A 23,338-nucleotide genomic window follows, 5' to 3' on the forward strand; every position below is an offset into this window, starting at 1 on the left:
CGTCGGCAGGGCACCGCCCCGCCCCTTCGCTCGCTCTGCGAGGACGCCGTCACCGCGTGCACGGTCGGCATGCTCACCGAGTCCACCGGGCAGGCCGCCGGTCACGCCCCGCCCATCCCCGGGCGGACCACCACCGCAAGGGTGCTGATCCGACCGCTGCGTGCGAAGTGCAGCGTGAACGGCACGAGGTCGCCCTCGCGCCACGTCTCCTTCGCCCTCACGGTCACATCAGTGCCGAACGGAGACATGGCGAGGCTTTCGCCGGCCGGGACGGCCGCGGAGTCCACCGCCTGCCCGTACGCCGCCCGTGCGCCAGCCATGCGGTGGCGGCTGAGCGTGGCGTCGCCGCCGGTGGCGGAGGACGTGACCTTCAGCAGCCGGTCGTCCGCGCCGCCGGAGTTGGTGATGCGGAAGAACGCGGAGGTCTCCCGGGTGCTGTTGAACGAGAGGAAGACACGCCCGCCGGTGACCGCAATCCGTGCAGGGCTGCCCGCGTTGCCCTGGGCGACCCAGGTGGTCAGGCCCCCGAGGGCGACGCCGCACGCGGCGACGGGCGCGAGCGCGGCGATCAGGCTGTCGGTGACTCGTCGGCGGGTCGGACGCCACAGGCGCTGTCCGGTCATCGGGTACCTCCCCGGACCCGCGACGGCTGCCAGGCCCGCAGGCGCAGACTGTTGCCGACCACCAGCAGGGAACTCACCGACATCGCCGCCGCGGCGAGCATCGGGTTCAGCAGTCCGACCATGGCGAGCGGCACGGTCACCACGTTGTAGCCGAACGCCCACAGGAGGTTGACGCGGATCGTCCCCAGAGTGCGCCGGGCGAGCCGGACCGCGTCGCCCAGGGCCTCGATGTCACCGCGTACGAGTGTCACGTCGGCGGCCCCGATCGCCGCGTCGGTGCCACCGCCCATGGCGATGCCGAGGTCGGCCCCGGCCAGCGCGGCGGCGTCGTTGACCCCGTCGCCGACAACCGCGACCCGGCAGCCCTGCTCCCTCAACTCCCGTACGAGATCGGCCTTATCCTCGGGCGCGCAGCGGGAGTGCACCTCCTCGATGCCGAGCGCGGCGGCGACCGCCCGCGCCGGTGCCTCCCGGTCGCCGGTGGCGAGCACCGGGCGCACACCGAGGCGCCGCAGCCGGTCCACGGCCTGGTAACTGCCGGGACGTACGACGTCTCCGACCTCGATCAGCGCCTCGGTGACCCCGTCGACACGGACCAGCACGGGGGTGTTGACGCCGGCCTCCGCCGCCCGCAGCGCGTCGGTGAGGACGGCGGGCAACTCGCCGTCCGGCGCGAGGACTTCGACCAGCCGCCCCTCGACCCGGCCGCGCACGCCGCGCCCCGCGGTCGCGGCGAAGCCGCTCACCTCCGGCAGCGTGCCCTGCCCGGTCAGGGCATCACCCGACGCTCCAATACGCTCACGCGGGGACACCCCCGTGGCGTACGCGACGATCGCCCGGCCCAGCGGGTGCTCCGAGCCCTGCTCCACCGCACCGGCCAGCCGCAGCACCGCCTCGCGCCCGAGCCCGTCCGCCACGGCCGTGACCCGGGCGACGGTCATGTGGCCGGATGTCAGGGTGCCGGTCTTGTCGAGCACGACCGTGTCGATGTGCTGCAACCCCTCCAGGGCCTGCGGGCCCCGGACCAGGACACCGAGCTGCGCGCCGCGCCCCGTGGCGGCCATCAGCGCGGTCGGCGTGGCCAGCCCCAGAGCACACGGGCACGCCACCACCAGGACGGCCACGCACACGGTGACCGCGGCCTGCGGGTCGGCCCCGGCACCCAGCCAGAACCCGAACACGGTCACGGCGAGCGCCAGCACCACCGGCACGAACACCCCGGCCACCGCGTCCGCCAGCCGCTGCGCCCGCGCCTTGCCCGCCTGAGCCTCGGTCACCAACCGGGTGATGCGGGCAAGCTGTGTGTCCGCACCGACCGCGGCAGCCCGGACGAGCAGCAGTCCGCCGACGTTGACCGCCCCGCCGACCACGGCCGAACCCGGTCCGACCTCGACCGGCTCGCTCTCCCCCGTGACCAGGGACAGGTCCACGGCGGAACTGCCCTCCGCCACCACGCCGTCGGTGGCGACGCGCTCACCGGGACGGACGACGAAGACCTGCCCGACCCGCAACTCCTCGACAAGGATCAGCCGCTCGGCCCCGTCCTCGCGTACCGCCACTTCCTTCGCGGCGAGTTGGGCCAGCGACCGCAGGGCCGCCCCGGTGCCGTTTGTGGCCCGCGATTCCAGGAACCGCCCGGTGAGCACGAACAGCGGTACGACGACGGCCACTTCGAGGTACAGGTGCGCCGTGCCGTCCGAGGCTTCGGGCAGCAGGCTGAACGGCATCGTCATGCCCAGCACGCCCGCACCGCCGAAGAAGAGCGCGTACACCGACCAGGCGAAGGACGCCGCCACGCCCAGCGAGACCAGGGTGTCCATGGTCGCCGTCGAGTGCCGCAGCCCGCGCAGCGCCCGCACGTGGAACGGCCACGCACTCCACACCGCGACCGGCGCGGCCAGCACGAAACACAGCCACTGCCAGGAGCGAAACTGCAAGTCGGGCACCATGGACAGCACGACCACCGGCACCGCGAGCAGCGCCGTGATCACCAGCCGTTCGAGCTCCTGCCGGGTGCCATCGGACTCCCCGCCCTGGCCCTCCTCGCGCTGCTGCTTCGGAGGCTCGGGCAGCGCGGCCGTGTATCCGGCCTGCTCAACCGTCGCCATGAGTTCGACGGGGCTGACGTGCGGCGGATGGCTCACCCTGGCGCCCCCGGTGGCCAGATTGACCGTCGCGGTCACGCCCTCCAGCTTCGCGAGCTTCTTCTCCACCCGCCGCACGCAGGCCGCGCAGGTCATCCCGCCGACGGTCAGGTCGGTGGTCACCACTGAGGTGGCCGGTTCCGTGGTCATCAGCCGCCGCTCCCGTGCTTCATGTCCATGCCGCCCTCCGTGCCGCCACTGCCGTCGCCGCTCGTTCCGGAGCGCTGCATGTCGGGCGCGACGGGGCCGGCGGCGGCTCCGGCGGCGTACGACACCGTGAAGACCAGGGCGAGCAGCAGAAGGAAACCGCAGAGGGCGGGCGGCGGCACCAGTCTCCGCAGCGCAAAACCCGCTTCAGTGGAGGACTGCTGGGGTTCTTCCATCACCGGCCTCCTGACCTTGGTCGGACGGCTCGGAAACGGGGATCACGGTGGGATCCCCTACGGCCGTACCGTATAGAGGAGTCGGGTCACGCAAGGAGCGAGTTCCGTGCGCCTCTGTGCGATACGCCACAACCGCCGGGGATTTCAGGCCGACTCTCCACCGCGACGGCCCTGAGCCGCCATGCCCCGACACCGAGAAGGAGGACAGCAACGTCGGCACCGACAGGGACGGCAAGCTGGGGCGCTGGAGACCGTGACCGTGCCATCCCAGCCACTGTTGTCTTCACCCGCGGGAGGCTTCGGCCCGGAAAGGGTGCAAACACGGCTGGTGGGCCGGGCAGCAGACCTCGCACACCGCTCCCCCGGCCTCCAGACCAAGCGCCGCTTCGCCCACCACCTCCGGGAGGCGGTACCGGAACACGCCGAGCGCATCCTCAACGACCCCGCCTGGGACGCACTCGTCACCGTGCTCGCCGAGGCAGAAGCAACAGGCAACCCGGCCACCGTCCTCCATCAGGCGCTCGGCCAGCGCACCCTGGACGACGCCCAGCCCCGCCCGCGCCCTGACCTGGCGCATCCGCCGCCTCGGCGAACTCCACGTACCCGGCCCGCACGCCGATGCAGCCAAGGCTCGCAGCGTCACACCACGCCGGGCCGCTCCCTTCCAACCAGCGGCAGCCACTCCAGTGCCGCAGTTCGTCGCCAGCACGTCGGCGCTGATTACGGCCGCGCGGACACCTTGGGAGTAAGCAGATCCAGCGCCTCCTCCCAGCGGTAGTGATCCGCGCCGCCGCCGGCCTTCGGCCGGTGAGGCTCGTACGAGCCGATCAGGACGCCCATCTCGCACAACCGCTCCAGGCTCTGTCGGTACGCGGGATGGGCGGCCTGGGCCGAGTTCACGTATGGCAGGACGGCCGTGGGGATGCCCATGCCGTACGCCTCGCACAGGATGCCCAGTGCCAGGGTGTCGGAGATGCCTGCCGCCCACTTGTTGACCGTGTTGAAGGTGGCCGGCGCCACCGCGATGGCGTCGGCGGGCGGCAATGGGCGAGGATCGCCGGGTGAGCGCCAGGCCGATCGGATGGGGTAGCCGGTCTGGGCTTCGACCGTCTCTGTGTCGATGAAGCCCAGGCCCTGCGGGGTGGCCACCACGCCCACGTTCCAGTTCGCCGCCTGAGCAGCCGTGATCAGCTTGCCGACGTTGTCGGCGACTCCGGCCGCGCACACGACGACGTACAGGAACGGCTTCTTGGTCTGCTGGTCGGGCTGGTCGCTCACGCGGGGACTCCCAGTCGACGGCTGAAGTGATGCAGTGCTGGCAGCGTACGGCGGCGGTCGCGGGCGGCCATATCCGCGACCAGTTCCCGGACGGCGGGGCGGCGGATGTCCTGGGCCGCGCAGCTTTCGGCGATGCGCAGCGCCTGGTACCCGTCGGCGAGGCGGCCCTGCTGGTTGTAGGCGCGGGCGGCCTCGACCCACAGGGCGGCGCGGCGCTCGTGAGAACGTGTCCAAGTCTGAGGCTGTCGAGCCCCTGAAGGCTGTGTCGGCGAAGGCCGTGGACGACCAGCTGATCGACGAGCTGGTGGGCCGAGCCCAGGCCGAGGGCTTGCAGCTGGCCGGCGAGGGCGGACTTCTCCAGCAACTGACCAAGCGGCTGTTGGAGTCGGCCCTGGAGGGCGAGATCACCGACCACCTCGGATATGACAAGCACGACCCGGCGGGCAAGGACGGCGGCAACTCCCGCAACGGCAAACGCTCCAAGACCGTGCTGACCGATGTCGGCCCGGCACGACGAACGCGATCGAGTCGGTGAACGCGCGGATCCGCCGGGCAGTCAAGGACCGCGGACACTTCCCCAACGAGCAGGCTGCGTGGGGAAAAGCGGCTACATGGCAATCATGTCGCTCGATCCCACCGGCAAAGGTCAGGCCCGCTGGACCATGCGCTGGAAGACCGCACTGAACGCCTTCGACATCACCTTCGATGGCCGCCTCTCAGCGGCCCCGTCAGTAACCCCAACTAGCCCAGTTGGACCACTCGTTTGACAGACCCCGAGGGAGCCCTCGTCCGAGCACAATGTGCCCGGATGCTCAAAGATGTCGGCTTCTGTGCCGCATAACGATCGGTCGGAGTTACATCCAGGATGTGTCAAGGGCCGGGAGTGAGCGTGCTCAGTGTTTCTGGGTGGGGGTGGTGTGAGGGGCGGGAGGATGAGTGGGTGCTGTCCCGGGTCCGAGGTCTGACTCATGATATTTCTGACCGAAGTGTCCCGCTGTCACAGTGTCGGCCGATGGTCGGGGATGGCGCGTTGTCGGTACCGGGCTGGCGGGGCGTGTCCCGATAGGGGCCTGCCGATTGCCGTGGCGTCCTCACGATTCTGACCGTCCGACGCGGCCCGGTACCGGCAACGCGACACGTCATAGGACTGGGAAGGGATCGAGTATGGCGAATTCGACCACGTCCAGTACGTTGCCTGCTCCGAAGTCCCGCCGTCGCCCTCCGGCGGGGGAGGTGGTGCTGGGAGTGGATACGCATCGTGATGCGCATGTGGCTTCGGTGCTCTCCTTGACGGGGGCGGTGTTGGCCACCGGTGAGTTCCCGGCCAGCGCGGCTGGATACCGGGATCTGCTGAAATGGGTCAGGAAGTCGGGAGCCGTGAGGCGGGCCGGGGTGGAGGGGACCGGCTCCTACGGGGCATCCCTGACCCGCTATCTGCTGGCCCAGGGCATAGACGTGTTTGACGTGAACTGGATGGACCGAGCGGATCGCCGTCGGCGCGGCAAATCGGATCCACTCGATGCCCAGAACGCGGCGCGAGCCGTATTGAGCGGACGTGCCTGTGCTCGGGCGAAAGCGGGCGACGGGCCGGCGCAGATCGCCAGGATGTACAGACTCACGAAGGCGTCGGCGGTCAAAGCGCGTACCCAGGCTATCAACCAGCTGAAGGCCGTTCTTGTTACTGCTGACCCTGCCTTACGGGAAGAGCTGGCCGGACTGGGAAATGCCGAACTCTTCCGTATCTGTGCGCGGTTCACGGACGTGGGCGGGCACGAGGAGGTCGGTGACGAGTCTGTGCTGCAGGCCACTCGGATCACGCTGGGTCTGCTGGCTCACCGGATCGGCCAGCTCTCCGAGCAGATCCGCGATGTGGAAGCTCGTCTGGCCCGTCTCGTCAAATGTCACGCCCCGCAGCTGCTCGACGTGGTGGGGGTCGGTCCGGACACGGCGGTCGCTTTGCTGATCACGGTGGGGGACAACCCGGAACGCCTGGACAGTGAGGCGTCCTTCGCCGCCCTGTGCGGGGTCAGTCCTGTCGAGCGTTCCTCGGGACGCCGGCAGTTCCGTCGCCTCAATCGGGGTGGCGATCGTCAGGCAAATGCCGCGCTCCATCGCATCGTGTTCACCCGTCTGCGGGTTGATCCGCGCACTCAGGTCTACTACGAGCGTCGGATCAAGGAGGGCAAGACCCGGCGTGAAATCGTCCGTTGCCTCAAACGCTATGCGGCCCGGGAGGTCTTCCACCTGGTCAAACAGCTGCAACCAGCACCCCGCTCATAGGGGCTGTCGTGACAGGTGAGGATTCCCGTCGGATTGCTCCGGCGGGGGTCCTGCGTAGACGGGGACCCGATACAACGACGCCCCGCTGGCTTGCTGCGGCGGGGCGTCGTCGTGCGAATATTCCGTTGATGTTGCGGGCGTCAGGCACTCAGGCCGGACGGGTGTCAGTCCGAGAAGTCGAGGCTCTCCTGACCAGGGCCGGGGGCGCGTCGAGACTTCCGCGGCGGTTTCGGTTCCTTGGTTGCGTAGGCAGGTACGGGCAGGATGCCCTCGCCCCCTAGGTCGTCGGTGCTGATGAGCGGGCCGCTGCTCACGGCGTCCAGCAGCCGGGCCTGTCGGGGTTCGAGGGCTACGAGGAGCCCGAGCGCGTTGATGAGGTCAATAAGGTCAACGGTCCACCGAGCAGGCCAGGTCGGGGGAAGGATGTCGTTCAACGGGGTCTGTCGTTCCACGTCTGGCTTGCGCTTGCGGAAGCTGAACCACTTGCGGATCACCTGCACCCCGCCGATCCGATAGTCCCAGACTTCCGGCGCCACCGGACGTATGCAGCCCTTGCCCACCGTGAGGGTTCGCGTGGACGCGTCGTAGGAGATGTCCTCAGGTAACCCGTCGTGCTCTCCGATCACGACGACGCATTCCGGTTGTTCCTCCGGGGGAAGCCTGGGGGACGAGCCAGGTGAACTGTCGTGGTGGGAGGCGAAGCGCTGGCCGTACGTGTGGATCCACACCGTGCGCCTGCCCACTTCCACGAGCTCCGCCCATAGGGCCGGGTCGCGTGTTATGGGGATACGGGCACCGCGCTCGGCGAGGTTCGCGGCGAAGCGGCGGGTGTAGCCGCTGTGGCCGGCTGTTCCCGCGATGTACGCGAAGAGGTCCTCGGCGGTGACCGTCACGCCGTGCGTCTTGGTGAGCAGCCGCAGCAGGCCAGGGGTGACATTTGGTTCAGCCTGGTGGGGGTGGCGGTAAAGAGGGGCGACGCGGCCGCCTTCGGTGCCTTTGAAGTGATGAATGTCGGGCAGGAGGGCGGTGAAACTCACCGCTGGCCCCGGACGGCCTGATTCCGTGTGGAGTTCGGACAGGTAGATCTGACGCTGGTCGTTGTGGGCGAACCACAAGGCCGGCCGCGGTCGGTCGATCACTCTACGGTCCGCGATGATGTACTGCCGGTCGAACGTCATCCGTCCGTACTTGACGATGACCGGAACCCTCTCTTTCTCTGCGGCAAGACTGCCCGTCTCCTGCTGGCCGGGCAGTGGTGGTTCCAGCTTGTCCGGGCGGCGGTCTCCGGTGCTCTTCATCAGCTCCGCTTTGGCGTCTGCCGGAGCCTGGACGAGCCTGTGCCAGCGCCTCTCCAGAACGTCCCGGCTGGGTGAGACGGGCCAGTTGCGGTTGTTCTTGTTGCCGGAGCTCGTCCAGGGCAGCAGGGCGTTCACCGGTGGCATTGCCGACCACTCGGAGTCGGACGTGACGTGAAAGGGCGCGGTCCACTGTGTGGGGCAGAGCTGCCAGGAGGTCCCTTCGCGATGGCCGTCGAGGCCAAGCCCTTCCAGCCAGTCGAACTTCTCCTCGCGTGTGCCCGCGGGGACGTCGAGTCGCCAGACCCGTGCCGGTGTATCCGCATCCGGGGCGCCATGGCGGACGAAGACGGCGATGCAGATCTCCCGCTTGACATCCTGGAAGACACGGGTGCGCGTGTCGGAGTAGGCGCCCTCGGGGGAGAGACCGATGACCCAGCCCTCGTCGGCGACCTCGCGCAGGTAGTGGCGCATGCCGGCCGAGCCCTCGCTGTCCAGGTATCCGGAGTTGGTGATGAGGGCAACGATCCCGCTGGGGGCCTTCGGCGCTCCCGAGGCGGTCAACTGGTCGAAGACCTTCCAGGTGGACCACGCCCAGAAGTAGACGTAGAGGTTGTCGAGGGCGTATCCGATGCGTCCGTTGTCCTCTGGGTGGAAGCGGGCGAGGATCGGGCCCTGGCCGTTCGGGTTGCCCTCTGTGACCCAGCGTCCGACGCCCGACTGTCTCGCACCCCGCAGGTAGGGCGGATTGCCGATGACCACCATGACCTTCTCGTCCGCCTTGATCTTGTTCGCCATTCGGCGGTGGCGGGCGATCGCCTCGTACATGAAGCCCAGGTGGTGCTCGACGGCGGGATCGTCGAGTGTGTCGGCCACCAGAAGCCTCGGCGGGCGGCGCGTGATGTCGGCGTCGTGGGACCGGAAGGCGTGGTGCACACGGAGTTCGGCGACGGCGTACGGCCCGGTCTGTTTCTCCAGCCCGACCAGTCGGCCCGAGAGCTCCCGGAGAAGCCCGGACTTGAGCGTGCTGCCGTACTTCAGTGACAGGGACTTGGCGACGTGGTCGATGATGTTGATGAGGAAGGTCCCGGTGCCCATGGCCGGATCGACGACGGTGACGTCCTCGCTTCCGTAGCCGTCCTCCTGGCCGAGCCGGTCACGCAGCACCTCGTCGGTGAAGCCGACCATGAAGCGGACGACCTCGCCAGCCGTGTAGTAAGTACCCGTCCGCCGTCGCAGTTCCGGGTCGTAGGCGCCCAGAAAGCCCTCGTACAGGTGGAGGTAGGCGTCTCCGGTCTCGTCCTTGAACATCTCGGGGTCGACGGCCGATAAGACGTCGATCAGCGGGTCGATGATGCCCCGCAGATCGTCGAGGGCGTCGTCCGTCAGCACCGCCAGCGCCTTGCCCATCAAGGAATGCCGCTTGCCCAGTCGGATCGCGACCTCGGGAAGCGTGAGCCTGCCCAGATCAATGTGCTCAAGGCGAGCCAGCAGCATGGCAAAAGTCAGCGTCTGACTGTATTGGTCCGCGAACTCCTCCGGGCGAGCATCGGGAAAGAGCAGGTCCTTCCAGTTGTCGGCCAGGATCGAGAACGCAGCGTCAGCCTCCCCGTGCTCCTCGCGGGTGAGACGCTCGGTGACCTCGTCACGCAGCAGGGCGCAGATTCCCGCGATGCGCTTGACCAGTTCGTTGATGCTGTCGTGGACGATGGGCGCTGGCAGGAAGAAGTGCGTGAGGGCACGCTCGAACCCGGTGTCCGCGACGACGAGTTGCCGACTACCGGAATCAAGGTCTCCGACCAGGATTCCGGTCGGGCCGACCTGTACGCCGCCCACTGGTATCCGTCGGTGTACAGCACATTGTGGAGTGCCTTGATCTTCTCCCACTGCTTGCGGTCGTGGCTCTTCACCGACCACTTCTCCGGATCGGCCCCCGAGCCCGGCTGCTTCAGCTCGACGTGCCCTATGGTCCTGCCGCCGCAGGCGATGGCGAAGTCGGGCCGGATCCCGAGTTCCTTGATGCGACTCTGACCGTGGACGATGAGCTTGAGGCGTTGCCGCGAGGCCATGCCGCGCAGCAGATGCTCCACCGGCGCGGTCAGGCTGTCCTCCTTACTGCTGACCGCCCCTGCGGGACCTTGCAGCTTGGCCCTGACCTCCTCGCCGAACTTTGCAACGAGGTCCGCTACCGATCCGGTCGTGCCCTTTCCCGCCCAGACGTCCCCTCTTGCCATCGGCCCCCCAAGGTTGCACCCACGCCGACGATCAGACCCATACAGAATGCCCATGACATCTCAAGCAGCAAACACCAGCGGATGTAGGTTGATTGGTGACATGCCGCCAAAGCCCCGTGTACGGAGGTGGGTTGGATCGTCAGCTGGGAGTGCCTCCCGGGCGTGCGTCAACGTGCGGAGCGCAATCAGTTGACGGTACGGCGATCTTGCAGGAACGCTGGGGCGATCGCGGGGGCAGCGTGCGTGCGTCAAACGAAGCCATCATGGCTGCGGGGCTCCTGGTATGTCCCCGCTGCTGCGCTCGGAGATCGACCACGTCGCCACCCGCGAGCTGGGCCGTGCAGCGGTGCTCAGCGCGGTCGACGACATCCGACATTGGGTGCGACGAGGCCGTGCCGTTCTGTCTGAGATCACGGATGATCATCTGAGTGCCACCCAGTCGGTGCGCGCCCGCAATCGCGGCTCAGGGGCCGTAGGGGCTCCAGTGCCCGAGGAAGGACCTGAGGTCGTCGGCTCGTGGTTCGGGGATGTCGGGCAGTCGGGGCGGTGTGTTCAATGGGTCGAGGCGCTCGACGGTGGATGCGGCCCAGCTGATCCATGCTTCGGCTTCGGTTCTGGTCTGCCCCGGTGGCATGGCCTCGACTCGCGTGCGTACCGCGCTCACGTACTCCGTAAGTCCGGTGGCGTGGCGCCATGCCGCTTCCTGCGCTTCAAAGTGTCTGAAGCGGTACGCCTCGGCGTACCGGATGCGGGCGTCTTCCATGGCGGCTTCCCAGCGGATGCGCTTCTGGCGTGCGGCTTCGATCTCGTCGAGACGTCTGCGTTCGGCGGCTTCGCCGCGGAGGGTGACCTCCTGTGCGATCTCGGCGAGCTGCTCTTCGAGGGCGCGGCCGGGGGCGTCGGCCCATTCGCTCGCCCGGTGTGGCTGGCCGCCGCTGAGGACAAAGCGAAGGCGTTCGGATGGGGTGTAGTCGAAGCGGGGGATCCTGACCCAGGAGTGCTTCTTGGCGTCGGCGAGTTCCTTCTCGGTGGCAACGTGCTCGGTCCGGTCCTGCTCCTGGAGGACGAGAAACCCAACGGGCTGGCCCTGTGCCGTGATGGTGAAGTGAGGATGTGCCCTGCGGCGGCGATGAGACGGGGGCGCGAAGCCGGTGGCTCCCGCCGAACAGGAGTGTCCTTCGGCCTCGGCGGCGGTGATCAGAGCCTGGATGAGCCAGAGAGCACGTCCTTGGACGGGCTTGGTCAGGCCGAGCGGCTGGCGTTCGTTCTGCATGGCCCGGATAACGGTGTGCGGCCGAGTGAGTCGGGCGGGCACGGGGACGGGGTCGAGGAGGGCAAGGCGCCAGGCGGGGATGTCGACGAGTTTGATCTCATACCCGCCGCTGCACCAACCCCCGTACAGCTCCTTCATCTCCGGAATCCTTCCGGATCTGCGTGCGGCGGCGACGCGGGACGGCCACTTCTCCAAGTCGGGACCGCTGCCGCTCTTGACGATTCGGCCGCCGGCCTCCCCGAGCTCCTGTAACAGCTGCTCCGTGAGCGTCACACGAGGCTGTGAGGGAGGGTCTGGCTTCCGCCCGGCGGCCGGAGTTGCCTGTGCTCGGGTGACCTGGGGTCGTGGGGCGGCGGCCTGAGTCTTCCGCGAGCGTGATCCGCGGGGAGGGTATGTGCCGTGTGCCAGGTAGTGCTGGCCGGCGCTCGTCAGGGCGACGCTCCACTGCCCGGCCTTCCGGGAGACCGTCACCAGACCCCGGTTGTGCAGTGCCTGACAGGTGGTCTTGTAGGAGCTCGTCTCCCATACGCCGGCAGGACACCCGGCCCCCACCCACTGCAACACCGAGAGCTGCCGCTCATTGACCCACCGTTCCAATGGTCCCCCTTCGACTCGAAGTGACGTACGACGGCGGCATGATGTCAGTTCCGTTGGCAGGCGACCGGTGCTTCGACTCGATTCGTCCGAACGAGCGAGCTGACGTGGCTGCAAGCCGGATAGACGGAGAACGGTAGGTGGGTGCTGTCCTGCGGCGGGGTCTGACTCCTGAGATGCCTGACCAGAGTGTCCTGCTCACACTGTGTCGACCACCGGCCGGGGGCGGTGCGTTGCTGGTCTCGGGCTGACCGGGCGTGTCTCGATAGGGGCTTGCCGGAAAGGCGTCATCACGATTCTGACCGTCCGCACGGCCCGGTACCGGCTAGCGATAAGCCGTCAGCCTGAAAGGGAACGAGCGTGATCGGCACACCCTCCGCTTCGCGTTCTCGTCGCCGCCGGTCGGCGAGGGAGGTGGTCCTGGGAGTGGACACGCACCGGGATGCCCATGTGGCCGCCGTGCTCTCCCTGGTGGGGGAAGTGATCGGCACCGAGGAGTTCCCGGCCAGTGCGGCTGGATACCGGGACCTGCTGGGGTGGGCCAGGGCGTCGGGTACGGTGCGGCGGGCCGGAGTGGAAGGAACCGGTTCCTTCGGGGCGGCCCTGTCCCGCTACCTGCTGGCCCAGGGCGTGGACGTTTTCGATGTGAACCGGTTCGACCGGGCCGACCGCCGCCGGCGCGGCAAGTCCGACCCGCTCGATGCCGAGAACGCGGCCCGGGAGGTGCTGAGCGGACGGGCACGCGCTCAGGCCAAGACGGGCGACGGGCCGGTGGAGATCGCCCGGATGTACAAGCTGGCCAAGGACTCGGCGGTCAAGGCCCGCACACAGGCGATCAACCAGCTCAAGGCTGTCCTCATCCGTGCTGATCCGCAGCTGAGGGAGGAACTTGCCGGGCTGGGCAACGCAGACCTCTTCCGCACCTGCGCAGGGCTCGTCGACGACAGCCTGAACCACGAGGCCGACGAAGGGGCGGTGCTCCACGCCACCCACGTCACCCTGGCTCTCCTGGCCCGGCGCATCAGACAGCTCAGCGAAGAGATCCAGGACCTGGGAGGCCGCCTGACTCGGTTGGTGGAACGCCACGCTCCGCAGCTGCTCGAGGTAGTGGGCATCGGCCCGGACACAGCCGTCACTTTGCTGATCACGATCGGAGACAACCCGGAACGCCTGGGCAGTGAGGCGTCGTTCGCGGCGCTGTGCGGGGTCAGCCCCGTCGAGCGTTCCTCGGGCAGTCGGCAGTACCGTCGCCTCAACCGGGGCGGCGACCGGCAAGCGAACGCGGCCCTGCACCGGATCGTGCAGACCCGCCTCCGCGTCGACCCGCGCACCCAGGACTACTACGAGCGTCGCAGCAAGGAGGGCAAGACCCGGCGCGAGATAGTCCGAAGCCTCAAGCGCTACGCGGCCCGGGAGGTCTTCCACCTGGTCAGACCAGTGCAGTCGTCACCTCCGTTATAGGGGCAGTGTGAGAGTGGTGTGCGACGAGAAGCCCCGCGGGTGCGGCCCGGCGGGGCTTCTGAGTAGGTGGGTTTCAGTGTCTGCTGTGGCCACCGTTGCACTCGGGTTCTCCTCTCTCAAGCACCCGAAGCAAGAGCGCGGTTACGACAGGAGTCTTACGGCCAACGCGCAGCATCCGACCCCGGGAACTCTTCGCGACCCACCAGGTCGTAGCCTTCACTCCTGCAAAGCCGAACGCCTTTGGAGGCGTCTGCGGCACTGCCAGTGCTCTCCGATGTTGCGTGGACCGCGTGCGGCGACTACCACGGCGTTGCCGGAGACGACGGTCGCAGGCCGTCACGCGTCACCGCCGAGGACTTTGCCCGCTTCATCTCACGGCCGCATCGCTCCGCTGGCCTGGAAGCGGGTGGCATCCCTGCATGTCGCCCGCTGCCGAACGCTGCCCGCTCGCGGGCCATGTTGCGCCTGCCTCTGGGCCCTCGGTTCTTCCGGATCTCGAAGTCCATTGCATCCCCTGAACTGGGGTGTTGCGACGACCACTAGAACTCAGGGCTCGGCGGGGCTTTTGTGCACAGAGGCTATGACGGAGTGCAGCGGCTGGCGTGGGCACCGTTGTACTCCGGCTCTCCGCTTTCGAGCACGCGGAGCAAGGACGCGGTGACGACACGCGTGCTACGTCCGATGCGTAGCACGCGGCACGGGAACTCCCCGCGACGCACCAGGTCGTAGCCCTTCGCCCGAGAGAACCCCAACGCCCTGGAGGCGTCTTCCATGCTCCCCGTTCCGTCCCAGGTGGCGCGGATGTGTGTAGGGCTGTAACGGGTGCTTTGCACCTCGTTGGTCTGTCCGTGCAATTCTAATTCTCCAGTTGCTAAGGCGGTGCGGCTTGCGCGCAGCCGATGGGGTTTGAAGCTGCTGAAATCGTGCCGCGCTGCGCGGCAGGGGCAGCGGATCACGGTGCCGACCCGGAAATTGATCAAGACAGCTAGTGACGTAATTGAGGTCACCCAGCCTTGTGCGCTGAGGTTGATGCCGATGAGCAGGCCACCCCGCAGCAGGTCAACTTCATTCCTGGGTGCACTCGGGATGCGATAGAAGCCAACCCCCTACGGCGCGGGGGAGGTGGGGATGCCGCTACGGGCTTCGCGGGACCTCGAGCGCCCACGGCACCTGTTCCATACGAGCTCTGCGGCAGCCCAGAGAGCTGACAGCCGCGCGACACTTTGAATTGACAGCCGTCTTGGCGATTCCTCTCGACGTAGGTGCAGGTTGTGGCGGTGGACCATCAATGATCCGGGGAAATGCCGGTTTGGCTAACTGGTGATCCCGCGCTATGTTGCTTCGCTTCGAACGGTCAACGTGCCGGAGCGTGCCTGCGCGTGCGCGTGCGAACCATCACCGTGCAAGCGATTTGGGCCATCAGGCCCATACCGGCCACGTCGGGCCAACCGCGAGAACGACGGAGCCCTGGGCTTCTTCCCGCTCAGTAGGATCACCGGCAGAGCGGGGCGGGAGGCGCACGGGGTGGGGAGAAGCGGTATGGCTACGGGGGGCCGGCGACCGTCGGCGGAGCGTGTGCGGCAGCGCCGGTCGGCCGCCGTGCGCAGGCGGGTGCACGAGAAGGCGCTGGTCGAGGTGCGCGGCTGTCTGCGGGACTGGGACGACGGCCGTGACGCGGCCCGAGAGGCCAAGGCCGTGGCCGAGACGATCATCGCGCCCGAGTACGAGGGCCGGGTGCTCATCGAGTTGTTGCAGAACGCGCACGACGCGCACCCGGCCAGAGCCACCGACGGACGTATCGAGATCCGCCTGGACGAGGACGAGGGTGAGCACGGCACCCTCTATGTGGCCAATCGCGGCAAGCCGTTCGGCGGCAAGAACTTCAAGGACCTTTGCAGCATCGCCCTTTCCAGCAAGCGTGCCGACGCTGGGATCGGCCACAAGGGCGTCGGTTTCAAGAGCGTGCTGCACCTGTGCGACGCGCCCGAGGTCTACAGCGTGGCCAGGGAGGGGTCTCGGCTCCTCGACGGGTTCACCTTCCGGTTCGCCCGGCTCGACGACTACGACGCGCTCGCCCGGGAGGTGGCGCCCGAACGCGCGGGTTTCGCTGACTACTTGAAGGAGAACCTGCTCACGCTGAAGGTGCCGGTCTTCCTGGAGGAGGCACCGCAGACCGTCCAAGGCTTCGCGCGCCGGGGCTTTGTCACCGTCGTCCGTCTGCCGCTGAAGTCGGCCGACGCGTGCTCGGCCGCCGGGGCGCAGGTGCGGGAACTCATGGACGACAACGCCCCGTTCGAGCTGTTTCTCGACCGGTTGGAACGTGTCCGGTTGGAGTGGCGGGCTGCGGGGGAGACCCGGCGCAGGGTGTATGACCGTCAGGTGGAGGTGCTGCACCACGCCCGTGGCCTGAAGGTGCAGCAGGTCACCTTGCGTCGGCGGATGCGTCTGATCGTCATCTGCGGGAAGGCCGACCCGGACCGCGCCCGGGAGGCGCTCGCCGCGTCGATCGAGAAGAGCGGGATGCGACGCGACTGGATGGCCTGGGAGAAGAAGGCCGAGGTACGCGTCGCCGTACCGGTCGCCGATCCCCTACGGGACGGGCGGCTCTACGCCTTCCTGCCGATGGGCGAGCAGATCCCGGCGCCCGTGCGCGGCTATGTCCACGCACCGTTCTTCGCGGAGATGAACCGTCGTTCGTTCAACGAGGCGGTGCCGTGGAACGGCCTGCTGCTCGACACAGTGGCTGAGGTGTGCGCCCGGGCGGTGCTCGCAGCGGCGGATGGGCGGGCATCGATTCCGCCTGGCGCGCTCGTCGACCTGATGTGCTGGCAGCCCAAGGCACTGGCGCGGCTGACGTCTGCCTTCCAACGGCTAGACCATGGCATCGCCCACGTGCCGTTCATCCCGGTGATCGGAACGACACCCGGGGCTCGCACCTCCCTGCACCGTGCCCTTCTGTGGGAGGGGAAGATCGGCTCCACGATCTTCACCCCGCACGCTGTCGCCGCCACGGGGGTCATGGATCTCCTCGATCCGCATCTGCACCCCATTCGGTTGCGGCGGCTGGCGTCCCTGGCCAGGAGCGCGGGCACGCGCCTCGAACCCCCCACAGAGCGCCTCGCGTCGTGGGCGGAAGGGCTCGCCGGGGCCGCCGTTCGTGACACCTTTGATCCCGGATGGTGGGCGGACTTCTACTACGACCTCTCCCAGGCGTTCCCCGACGGCTCGGCCCTGACCGGCAAGCGGATCGTCATTACTTCCAGGTCGACGACGGCACCGGCCGGCGCGGACGGCGTCTTCTTCGACCGCGACACTCCGCAGGGCGGCTCCCTGCCGACCCTGCCCGACGGCCTGTCCGACCGCCTGCACTTCGTGCACGAGGGCATCGCCTGGTCAGGCAAGGGCCGCAAGCGCAGAGCCCAGGGCCGCAAGTGGCTCAGGACCGCGAACCTCGTCCATGACTACGGCGCCGACCGGGTGCTCGCGGTCGTCGCAGCCGCACTGAGCGCGGACAGCGAGGACAACGGCGTACGCCTGGCCTGCCTCCGCTACGCCTGCGCGGTCTCCCACGCTCTGGAGACGGAGGGCCGCAGGGCTCCCTTCCTGGGGGATCTCCACGTACTGACCCGGGCCGGCTGGATCGACGCGAGCCGCGCCATGTTCGGGCCGGGATGGCCCGCCGAGCACTCCTCCGTCGACGACACCCTGACCCGATTCCTGGAGCGCGTCCGGGAACTGTCTCCCGTGCTCACCCAGACGGAAGGACGGCTCCTCGTCCGCCCCGACGAGCTGTGCGGCGACGCGATCCCCGTGGAGGCCATGCGGCGCTTCCTCGAACGGCACCACGTCGCTCATGGCCTCCGTCCCCGGAACGAGACCTTCCGCACGAGTGTCAGGGGAGACGCCCTCAACCGGCCCTCCCGTTTCTGGGCCCCGGACCGGCAGGATCTGCTGCCGCAGTGGCGGACGAGCGCCGAGCGCTGGCGGAACCGGCGTAGGGTCGGCTACATCAGCGTGGAGTACCACTCACGCTCCCGTGCCGCGGCCATGCTGCCCGGTCAGGACGACTACGCCGCCTTCTCCGAGGAGGACCGCAGACTCTACGCGGAGCTCATCGTGCACGGCCTCGCCTTCGCCTGGGCCGACTCCGCACTGGAGATGCAGTTCGTACGCCACAGCGATCCCACCGGGACGCCCTGGCCCACTCCGCTGTCCGCCTTCCTCACCCACGCACCGTGGATCCCGCAGACGGCTGCCCCGAGCGCCACCTCGGAGGGGACCGTGTTCGCCACCGCCGGCACGGCCTGGTGGTGGCACGGCACGCAGCCCCCGCCCCAGTTCCTCGGCGTGGTGCCGGCTTCCTTGCGCAGCAGGCGGTCCGCCAAGCTCGTGGCACGGCTCGGCCTGCTCGGCATCCGCTCCTGGGACGATCCCGGCACCGCGCTCGACCGGCTCCGCCACCTGCCGGACCTGGTGCAGGCCAACGTCCACCTCAGGGAAGGAAGACTCGCGCACGAGATCGGACGGGAGTACGAGAAGGCGTGGGCGCAGCTGCTGCCGGCGGAGGGCGGGACGCGCACCGCCGACAGCGGGCAGCCCGCGGCGCCGCGCCGGTTGCTGGTGACCCGCGCTGGTGCCCTCGCCTCGCTGGACCCGGCGGAGACGGACGAGACGGTCTTCGTCCCGGATCCTGACGGGGCCCAGAACCGAGCCCTTCTGGACCGGGTCCTCGTGCCCGTGATCCCGGTACGGGACAGGGCACTGGGCGGCCGGGTCCACGCCTTCCTCCAACGGAGGACGACGTTCGATGTCCAGCGGTGCGGCGAGGCCGCGCACGACATCCAGGCCGACGGATTGCCCGTCCGTGATGCACCGCACGTGCCGTTGACGGAGTACGCGGGATCCTGGCTGCTCACCCTGGTCGCGGCCCTGGTGGAGTTCGACGAGGAACGAGCGTCCCGTCCGGAGCCCGTGGCTGCGGCCGACGTGGCCGGCCTACTGCATCGCTGCGACGTGACCGTGGCCGGCGAGGCCGTCCTCTGGATCGCCGGCCACCGCCTCACCGAGCACGGAGCGGACCGAGCCCTGCTGCACCCGCACCCAGACCGGCCCCGTGTGGTCGTCGTGCACAGCGAGCCGCGTACCGGCTGGCGAGTGCTCCGCACCGCCGCCCCCGCCGTGGCTGCCCTCATCGGCGCGCCCTACCTCGCAGACCTGCTGTGGAAGGCGCTAACCAAACTGGAGGAACGCGGCCTGAAGACCGACCACGTCCCGGAGGAGGATCTCACGGACGTCCTGGACCTGCGGCCGCACCAACTGCACGCCGTCCTCGCCGAGCGGGCGTCACAGCGTTCCGGCAGCGCGCGGCTGGTCCCCCTCCTCGCCTGCCTTGATCTCGACCTCGCGGAGCAACTGCGGCAACGCGCCGAGGACTTCTCCGACCGCGCCGCCCTCCTCACCTGGCTCACCGACCGGATCGGCGCACCGAACGCGGAACAGCTCATGCGGTTGCTGGAGGACGACGACCGGGAACGGCAACTGAGCGCCATATCCGTGCCCCTGGCCGACGCCAACCGCGCATGGCGCGCCCTCGGCCTCCCGGAGATCGACAACAGGGACCGGCATGAACGGCATTTCGCGGCATGGCTTCAGCGGAACCGTCCCGCGCTCGCCGAGCGGATCAGGGACGCCTATAGGGACGTCCACCGGTCCGGACGGTCCCGGGCCGGGTACGTGAAGCTGCGCGACCTCTCCCTACTCGCGCCGGACCCGGCCTGGCACACGACGCTGTGGCATCTCTCCGACGAACTCCTCCAAGCCCACGCGGACGCCTGGCTGTTGAAACAGCTTCCCGCACCCTCGTCGACGTCACGCCCCCTGAGGCCACTGGCCGAGGTACGCGAGGCATCCAGCACAGCGGTGCACAAGCAGGTACCGCGGCTGCGGCAACTGATCGAGGAATGGGAGCGCCTCCATCCCGCAAGTCGCCCCACGGTGCTGCCCCCGGCCCAGGACGTCCTGCGGGAACTGGACGGCGACGGCCTGCTGGACTTCGAAGTCTTGTCCGTGAAGGCGTTGATCGCCTGGCTTAGGGCTCGCGGCCACTGGCCCCAAGACATGCCTCTGTCGGACCGGCGCGCGGACCTCGGACTGGCCGCGACACGTCCCCCGGAGCCCGCGGGGAACACGGGCGGAGCCACGGGCGGAGGCCGAACCGGAGGGTCCGCACCCGGCCCCCATGTAGTGCTGAACGGCAGGCCCGTGTCGGCCCTGCCCGACGACCTGGCGGCGCTCGCCCGCGAGGTGGCCGCAGACCTCACGCCTGAGCAGCGGGCCACCTCGGCCACGTCCGCCACGGCGCTCGCGCCCCGTATTCCGCAGCCACGCACCTCGTCGTCGTCCGGTGCAAGGTCGCACAGCGGTTCGTACCAGGTCCCCGCGAGCGACCAGGACCGGACATTGGCCGTGGGCCTTGCGGGGGAGGCGGCGGTGGGCGCGTGGCTGCAAGAGCAGTTTGGGGTCGAACCACAGGACTCATGGAAGTCCGGTCTGCGAGTCCACGGGCTCGCCGGCGCGCAGCCGGGAGACGACCGGCTCGGATACGACTTCCTCATCCACGACGGCGACGCGACCTACCTCTACGAGGTCAAGGCATCCACCGGCGACAGTGGCGAGTTCATCCTCGGCGAGTCCGAGGTTCGACGCGCTTCTCGCCTGAAGTCGGACGAGACGTACTTCATCGTGTACGTCTCTCACGTCCTCGACCGCGACCGTCGCAACATCACCGTCCTGCCCAACCCATTCGGCGCCCCCAACCTCGCTGGCTACGAACTGGTCAGCACCCAGCTGAGGCTCCGATTCAACCATGGCTGAATCAACAAGTTCGTGCCCGGCTGACTGTGGGACGACGGAGGTGGCTCGCTCCATCCAGGCATGCCCGCCCTCGGTCCATATTGCCGCCGAGTTCCTCGAACACGCCCCTGACGTGGTGCTCACGATTCCTCGATGGCCCAGTGCCCGCGAACGCGTTCCGCAAGGTCAGCAGCGTTCGCCTGGTGCACCGTCAGACTCGTGATCGCGTAGACGCGTTCGGGCATACACCGGCAGGTTCAGGCCAGCCGCGAGAACGACGGAGCCCTTGGTGCGAATGCGAGGCTGGACATGCCCTTTCGTATGCCTGGGTCACGCATCGGGAGCGCCGTCGGCCTGTTGATTCCTGCGTCGTCGTCGTGGCGTTCGTTTGGGTTTCGGGATGTGACTGGGACGGGAGACGATGATCACATCGGTGATGTCGGGAAGCTTCAGGAGAGCGTTGCGGGTCGTGTCGTGTTCCTGGACGGAGGAGGACTCGTCGTATATGAAGACGGTCATCTGCCGGTAGGACGAGTTTCCGGCAAGGTAGCCGATGTAGTCATCGTAGATCTCCTTCTCGAAGGTCTTGAAATCGGCGGCCTTGCGCGCGTATTTGACCTCGATGAGCAGAGCGAGCGAAGGGATGCCGAAATCCGCGCGGTAAGTGCTGTGGCCGAGCCGCCGGAGGGTTTCTTCCTCGACGAGGTCGTCGAATACGGGCCGGAGCATGAGCCAGAGGATGTTCTGGATCTCGCGTTCCGAGGTGATGGGCCACCTGATGGGGTTGTCGAGGTCGTCACCGTCGTAGCGCCATTGCCGCATCGCAGCCTCGAAACGGCTCAGGAGAACGCCTACATGGGTGCGGCTCAGGAGAGTCTCGTCGATGCTGGCGGTGACTATCTGGGCGGTTGCCTCAAGGAGTAGCGCTGCCCGAGGCGCGGTTGGCTGCCCTGTATCGGTCAGGAGGATGTCGCTGAGCAGCCGGGACTGCAGTCGCCGCAACTCGTCCTGGTCCGTGAGCGGTACGTCTCTGGCTGAGACGGTCAGCCAGTGAATGCAGGCAGCTTCTACCGGATCGCGGATGCTGCGGGCGTCCACCGCAACGGCGGTTGTGGTGCCGAGGATGCGCCGGGCGTGTTCCTGGAAAAGGCTCAGGAGGATGTTGGCAGGGCGCAGCTTCGGGTCTTGGAGGACCTCGGCCAGCCATGTGCGGGCTCGCGGAGTGTCATCCTGCATTGAGTTGACGGCGAGCGCGAGTCCGATGATTTGTCCGGGGTCGTTGACGAAGGTGACCCCGTCGTCCTGGAAGGGGTTCTTCCGCATGAGGGCAGGCAGGCCGACGGTCAGGTGTTTCCGGGCGGCGGACTGGGAGGCGGCTGTTGAGGAGAACCCGGCGAGGCCGTAGCCGAGGACGGCCAGGCCGTGAGAGTGGGCGAAGCGGTGCTCGTTGTCGGCGAGCCATGCCGGCGCCAGGGGGTTGACGTCCCAGTCGAAGCTGAGGCGTCGTCGGCTCAGGATGTGATAGGCGAGCAGGCCGTCGAGGTTGCCGGGCGCGTTCGCGCGTCGGATGCATTCCTCCAGGCGGGCGGTCTGCGTGGCCAGCAGGTGTCCGGTGGGTGTGGCTCTTCCGGGTTCTTCGGTCACAGGAACCACCGGCTGGAGCGCAGCTTGGTGGCGACCGCGTCGGCGTTCCAGTTCCGCACGTGGCGCAGCTGTCCGAGCAACTCAGCGATCAGGTCTGAGTACAAGATCGTCACAGGAATGCGTGACGGGTACATGCTCCGCCAGGACATCGCTGTGAACCGAAACGCCTGCCGTCCCAGGTATTCGATGTCAGTGAAGGTCGAATGGCGGTGGAGCTTGAGCAGAAGCGGCTTGGGGGCACCGTGCAGAGCGCTCTTGAGATCCATGGGTCCGCTGACAGCCACGAGCAGCTCACGCTGGCCGATGGGTACGGCATGGCCACGCTCCGGCACATACTGCCCCTTGGCCCGGCCGCTGGCCCCCCGGTTCACTCCCGCGCTGGCCCGGTCGAACATGACCCAGTCGTGGTCGGTGCTCACGTGCACGAACGCGAACTCGACCCTGGCGTACGTCCGGGTAAGGCGCTCGACCAGCTCCTTGACCGCAGCGGCCTCAATGTCTTTGAGCGGTTTGAACACATGGAAGATAAGGCGCAGTTCGTCGCCCTTCTGCCAGGCGTTGCGGATCTTGATCGCGTCGATGCATTCTGTCAGGGAGCGCAGGAGTTCCCGGGGGTAGTCGTCGTAGTCGGCCTCCCGGGACGTGTTGGAGAGAAGGTAGTTGCCGTCTGCGCTGAACACGGTGGTGATGCCCACTACTCGTTCCGGCGCGGTGAGCCGGCTCTCTTTGACGTGCGCGCTTCCGATGCCGATGACCAATTCGTGGGTGAGTGAGCGTGGAGCGGCGATCACGAAGGGGATTCCGCCCAGCTTGGCGTAACAGGCCAGGGCAATGCTGTTGAGCGGGTAGGCGAGCTTACTCAGTCGGACCGTTTCGATTCTCACGTCCTGGACGGGGACGCCCTGTCCCATGAAGGCTGATTTCGCCACAAGGTACGGGCTGTTGTCGCCCGTGAGATGAGCCTGATCCTCGCTGGTGATGACGATGGCCAGGTCGATGTCCCCGCTGAGCAGTGCCCTCCGGCACGCCTCGCGGTAAGCGTTGGCATCGGTCGTGGCCCCGTCGAAGGGGTGCAGGGAGACGTCACAGCCGGAAAGGTGATACTTGCGGATGAACCCGAGGCCGAACGTCCTTTCTCCTTGGATCCCGTGGAGGAACTTGAAAAGGAAGTTCTCGACGACACCTTTGTGCGCGCGGGGTGTGATGACGGCGATCCTCGGTTTCTTCTTCGCGAAGAATTCCACGTCGAACGGGCCGTATTCGTCCAGGCCGCGGTC

General features: G+C 68.1%; 11 protein-coding genes and 5 pseudogenes. 7 read left to right on the forward strand and 9 right to left on the reverse strand.

All coding sequences use genetic code 11. The annotated features are described in order from the left end of the window. Positions 1-101 precede the first annotated feature (101 nt). Genes C6376_RS31435 through C6376_RS31445 form a run of 3 tightly spaced genes read right to left on the reverse strand, consistent with a single transcriptional unit; the run spans position 102 to position 3,150 of the window. Positions 102-623 carry a copper chaperone PCu(A)C gene (locus C6376_RS31435; RefSeq protein WP_107446489.1) on the reverse strand — a complete coding sequence of 174 codons (522 nt, stop codon included), beginning with the start codon at positions 621-623 and terminating at the stop codon, positions 102-104. After that, positions 620-2,917, reverse strand: coding sequence for a cation-translocating P-type ATPase (locus tag C6376_RS31440; RefSeq protein WP_107446490.1), 2,298 nt, complete (start codon positions 2,915-2,917; stop codon positions 620-622). Before C6376_RS31440 ends, C6376_RS31435 begins: the two co-directional genes overlap by 4 nt. Continuing rightward, entirely contained in the window at positions 2,917-3,150 is a 234-nt protein-coding gene (locus C6376_RS31445) for a hypothetical protein (RefSeq protein ID WP_107446491.1), read from the reverse strand. Before C6376_RS31445 ends, C6376_RS31440 begins: the two co-directional genes overlap by 1 nt. Before the next feature lie 340 nt (positions 3,151-3,490). Between C6376_RS31445 and C6376_RS45685 the strand changes: the two are divergent. After that, positions 3,491-3,899, forward strand: a pseudogene (locus C6376_RS45685) (hypothetical protein); the annotation flags it as partial. Here C6376_RS45685 and C6376_RS31455 read toward each other — a convergent pair. Together C6376_RS31455 and C6376_RS45690 are read right to left on the reverse strand one after the other, a co-directional pair. Further along, entirely contained in the window at positions 3,871-4,428 is a 558-nt protein-coding gene (locus tag C6376_RS31455; protein WP_107446492.1) for a flavoprotein, read from the reverse strand. The pseudogene C6376_RS45685 and the gene C6376_RS31455 sit on opposite strands and share 29 nt — an antisense overlap. Further along, positions 4,425-4,646 (reverse strand): annotated as a pseudogene (locus C6376_RS45690) (transcriptional regulator); the annotation flags it as partial. The gene C6376_RS31455 and the pseudogene C6376_RS45690, both read right to left, overlap by 4 nt. 59 nt (positions 4,647-4,705) lie before the next feature. Here C6376_RS45690 and C6376_RS45695 point away from each other — a divergent pair. From C6376_RS45695 to C6376_RS31470, 3 genes and pseudogenes are all read left to right on the forward strand, one after another. Beyond that, positions 4,706-4,918 (forward strand): annotated as a pseudogene (locus C6376_RS45695) (transposase); the annotation flags it as partial. A gap of 20 nt (positions 4,919-4,938) precedes the next feature. After that, positions 4,939-5,195 (forward strand): annotated as a pseudogene (locus C6376_RS45700) (transposase); the annotation flags it as partial. A 397-nt stretch (positions 5,196-5,592) separates the two neighbouring features. Continuing rightward, entirely contained in the window at positions 5,593-6,708 is a 1,116-nt protein-coding gene (locus C6376_RS31470; RefSeq protein ID WP_107446493.1) for an IS110 family transposase, read from the forward strand. A gap of 164 nt (positions 6,709-6,872) precedes the next feature. Here the strand turns inward: C6376_RS31470 and C6376_RS31475 are convergent, their stop codons facing one another. After that, entirely contained in the window at positions 6,873-9,839 is a 2,967-nt protein-coding gene (locus C6376_RS31475) for a type ISP restriction/modification enzyme (protein WP_107446494.1), read from the reverse strand. Positions 9,840-10,500: 661 nt separating this feature from the next. On the opposite strand from C6376_RS31475, the pseudogene C6376_RS46545 reads away from it, so the two are divergent. After that, positions 10,501-10,697 (forward strand): annotated as a pseudogene (locus C6376_RS46545) (VapC toxin family PIN domain ribonuclease); the annotation flags it as partial. A gap of 3 nt (positions 10,698-10,700) precedes the next feature. On the opposite strand, the gene C6376_RS31485 reads toward C6376_RS46545, so the two are convergent. Next, a complete protein-coding gene (locus tag C6376_RS31485; protein ID WP_254076146.1) occupies positions 10,701-11,648 on the reverse strand; it encodes a hypothetical protein in 948 nt (315 codons plus the stop codon). Between the two features lie 882 nt (positions 11,649-12,530). Between C6376_RS31485 and C6376_RS31490 the strand changes: the two genes are divergently transcribed. Both C6376_RS31490 and C6376_RS31500 read left to right on the forward strand, forming a co-directional pair. After that, positions 12,531-13,565 (forward strand): IS110 family transposase, encoded by a 1,035-nt coding sequence (locus C6376_RS31490; protein WP_367881062.1) that lies wholly within the window; start codon positions 12,531-12,533, stop codon positions 13,563-13,565. A gap of 1,539 nt (positions 13,566-15,104) precedes the next feature. Further along, the gene (locus C6376_RS31500; RefSeq protein WP_159083313.1) at positions 15,105-20,438 is read left to right on the forward strand and encodes a sacsin N-terminal ATP-binding-like domain-containing protein; all 5,334 of its coding nucleotides are present in this window, start codon (positions 15,105-15,107) and stop codon (positions 20,436-20,438) included. Between the two features lie 309 nt (positions 20,439-20,747). Here C6376_RS31500 and C6376_RS31505 read toward each other — a convergent pair whose 3' ends face one another. Continuing rightward, the gene (locus C6376_RS31505; protein ID WP_107446498.1) at positions 20,748-22,061 is read right to left on the reverse strand and encodes a hypothetical protein; all 1,314 of its coding nucleotides are present in this window, start codon (positions 22,059-22,061) and stop codon (positions 20,748-20,750) included. Next, positions 22,058-23,305 carry a Piwi domain-containing protein gene (locus C6376_RS44555; RefSeq protein ID WP_173985770.1) on the reverse strand — a complete coding sequence of 416 codons (1,248 nt, stop codon included), beginning with the start codon at positions 23,303-23,305 and terminating at the stop codon, positions 22,058-22,060. The genes C6376_RS31505 and C6376_RS44555 overlap by 4 nt, the downstream gene beginning before the upstream one ends. Positions 23,306-23,338 lie beyond the last annotated feature (33 nt).

It is taken from the genome of Streptomyces sp. P3 (genome assembly GCF_003032475.1).
Classification (GTDB): Bacteria; Actinomycetota; Actinomycetes; order Streptomycetales; family Streptomycetaceae; genus Streptomyces.

Coding starts and splice junctions, on each gene's coding strand:
- C6376_RS31435 (WP_107446489.1), bottom strand. CDS start 623: ATGACCGGACAGCGCCTGTGGCGTCCGACCCGCCGACGAGTCACCGAC.
- C6376_RS31440 (WP_107446490.1), bottom strand. CDS start 2,917: ATGACCACGGAACCGGCCACCTCAGTGGTGACCACCGACCTGACCGTC.
- C6376_RS31445 (WP_107446491.1), bottom strand. CDS start 3,150: ATGGAAGAACCCCAGCAGTCCTCCACTGAAGCGGGTTTTGCGCTGCGG.
- C6376_RS31470 (WP_107446493.1), top strand. CDS start 5,593: ATGGCGAATTCGACCACGTCCAGTACGTTGCCTGCTCCGAAGTCCCGC.
- C6376_RS31485 (WP_254076146.1), bottom strand. CDS start 11,648: ATGAAGGAGCTGTACGGGGGTTGGTGCAGCGGCGGGTATGAGATCAAA.
- C6376_RS31500 (WP_159083313.1), top strand. CDS start 15,105: ATGGCTACGGGGGGCCGGCGACCGTCGGCGGAGCGTGTGCGGCAGCGC.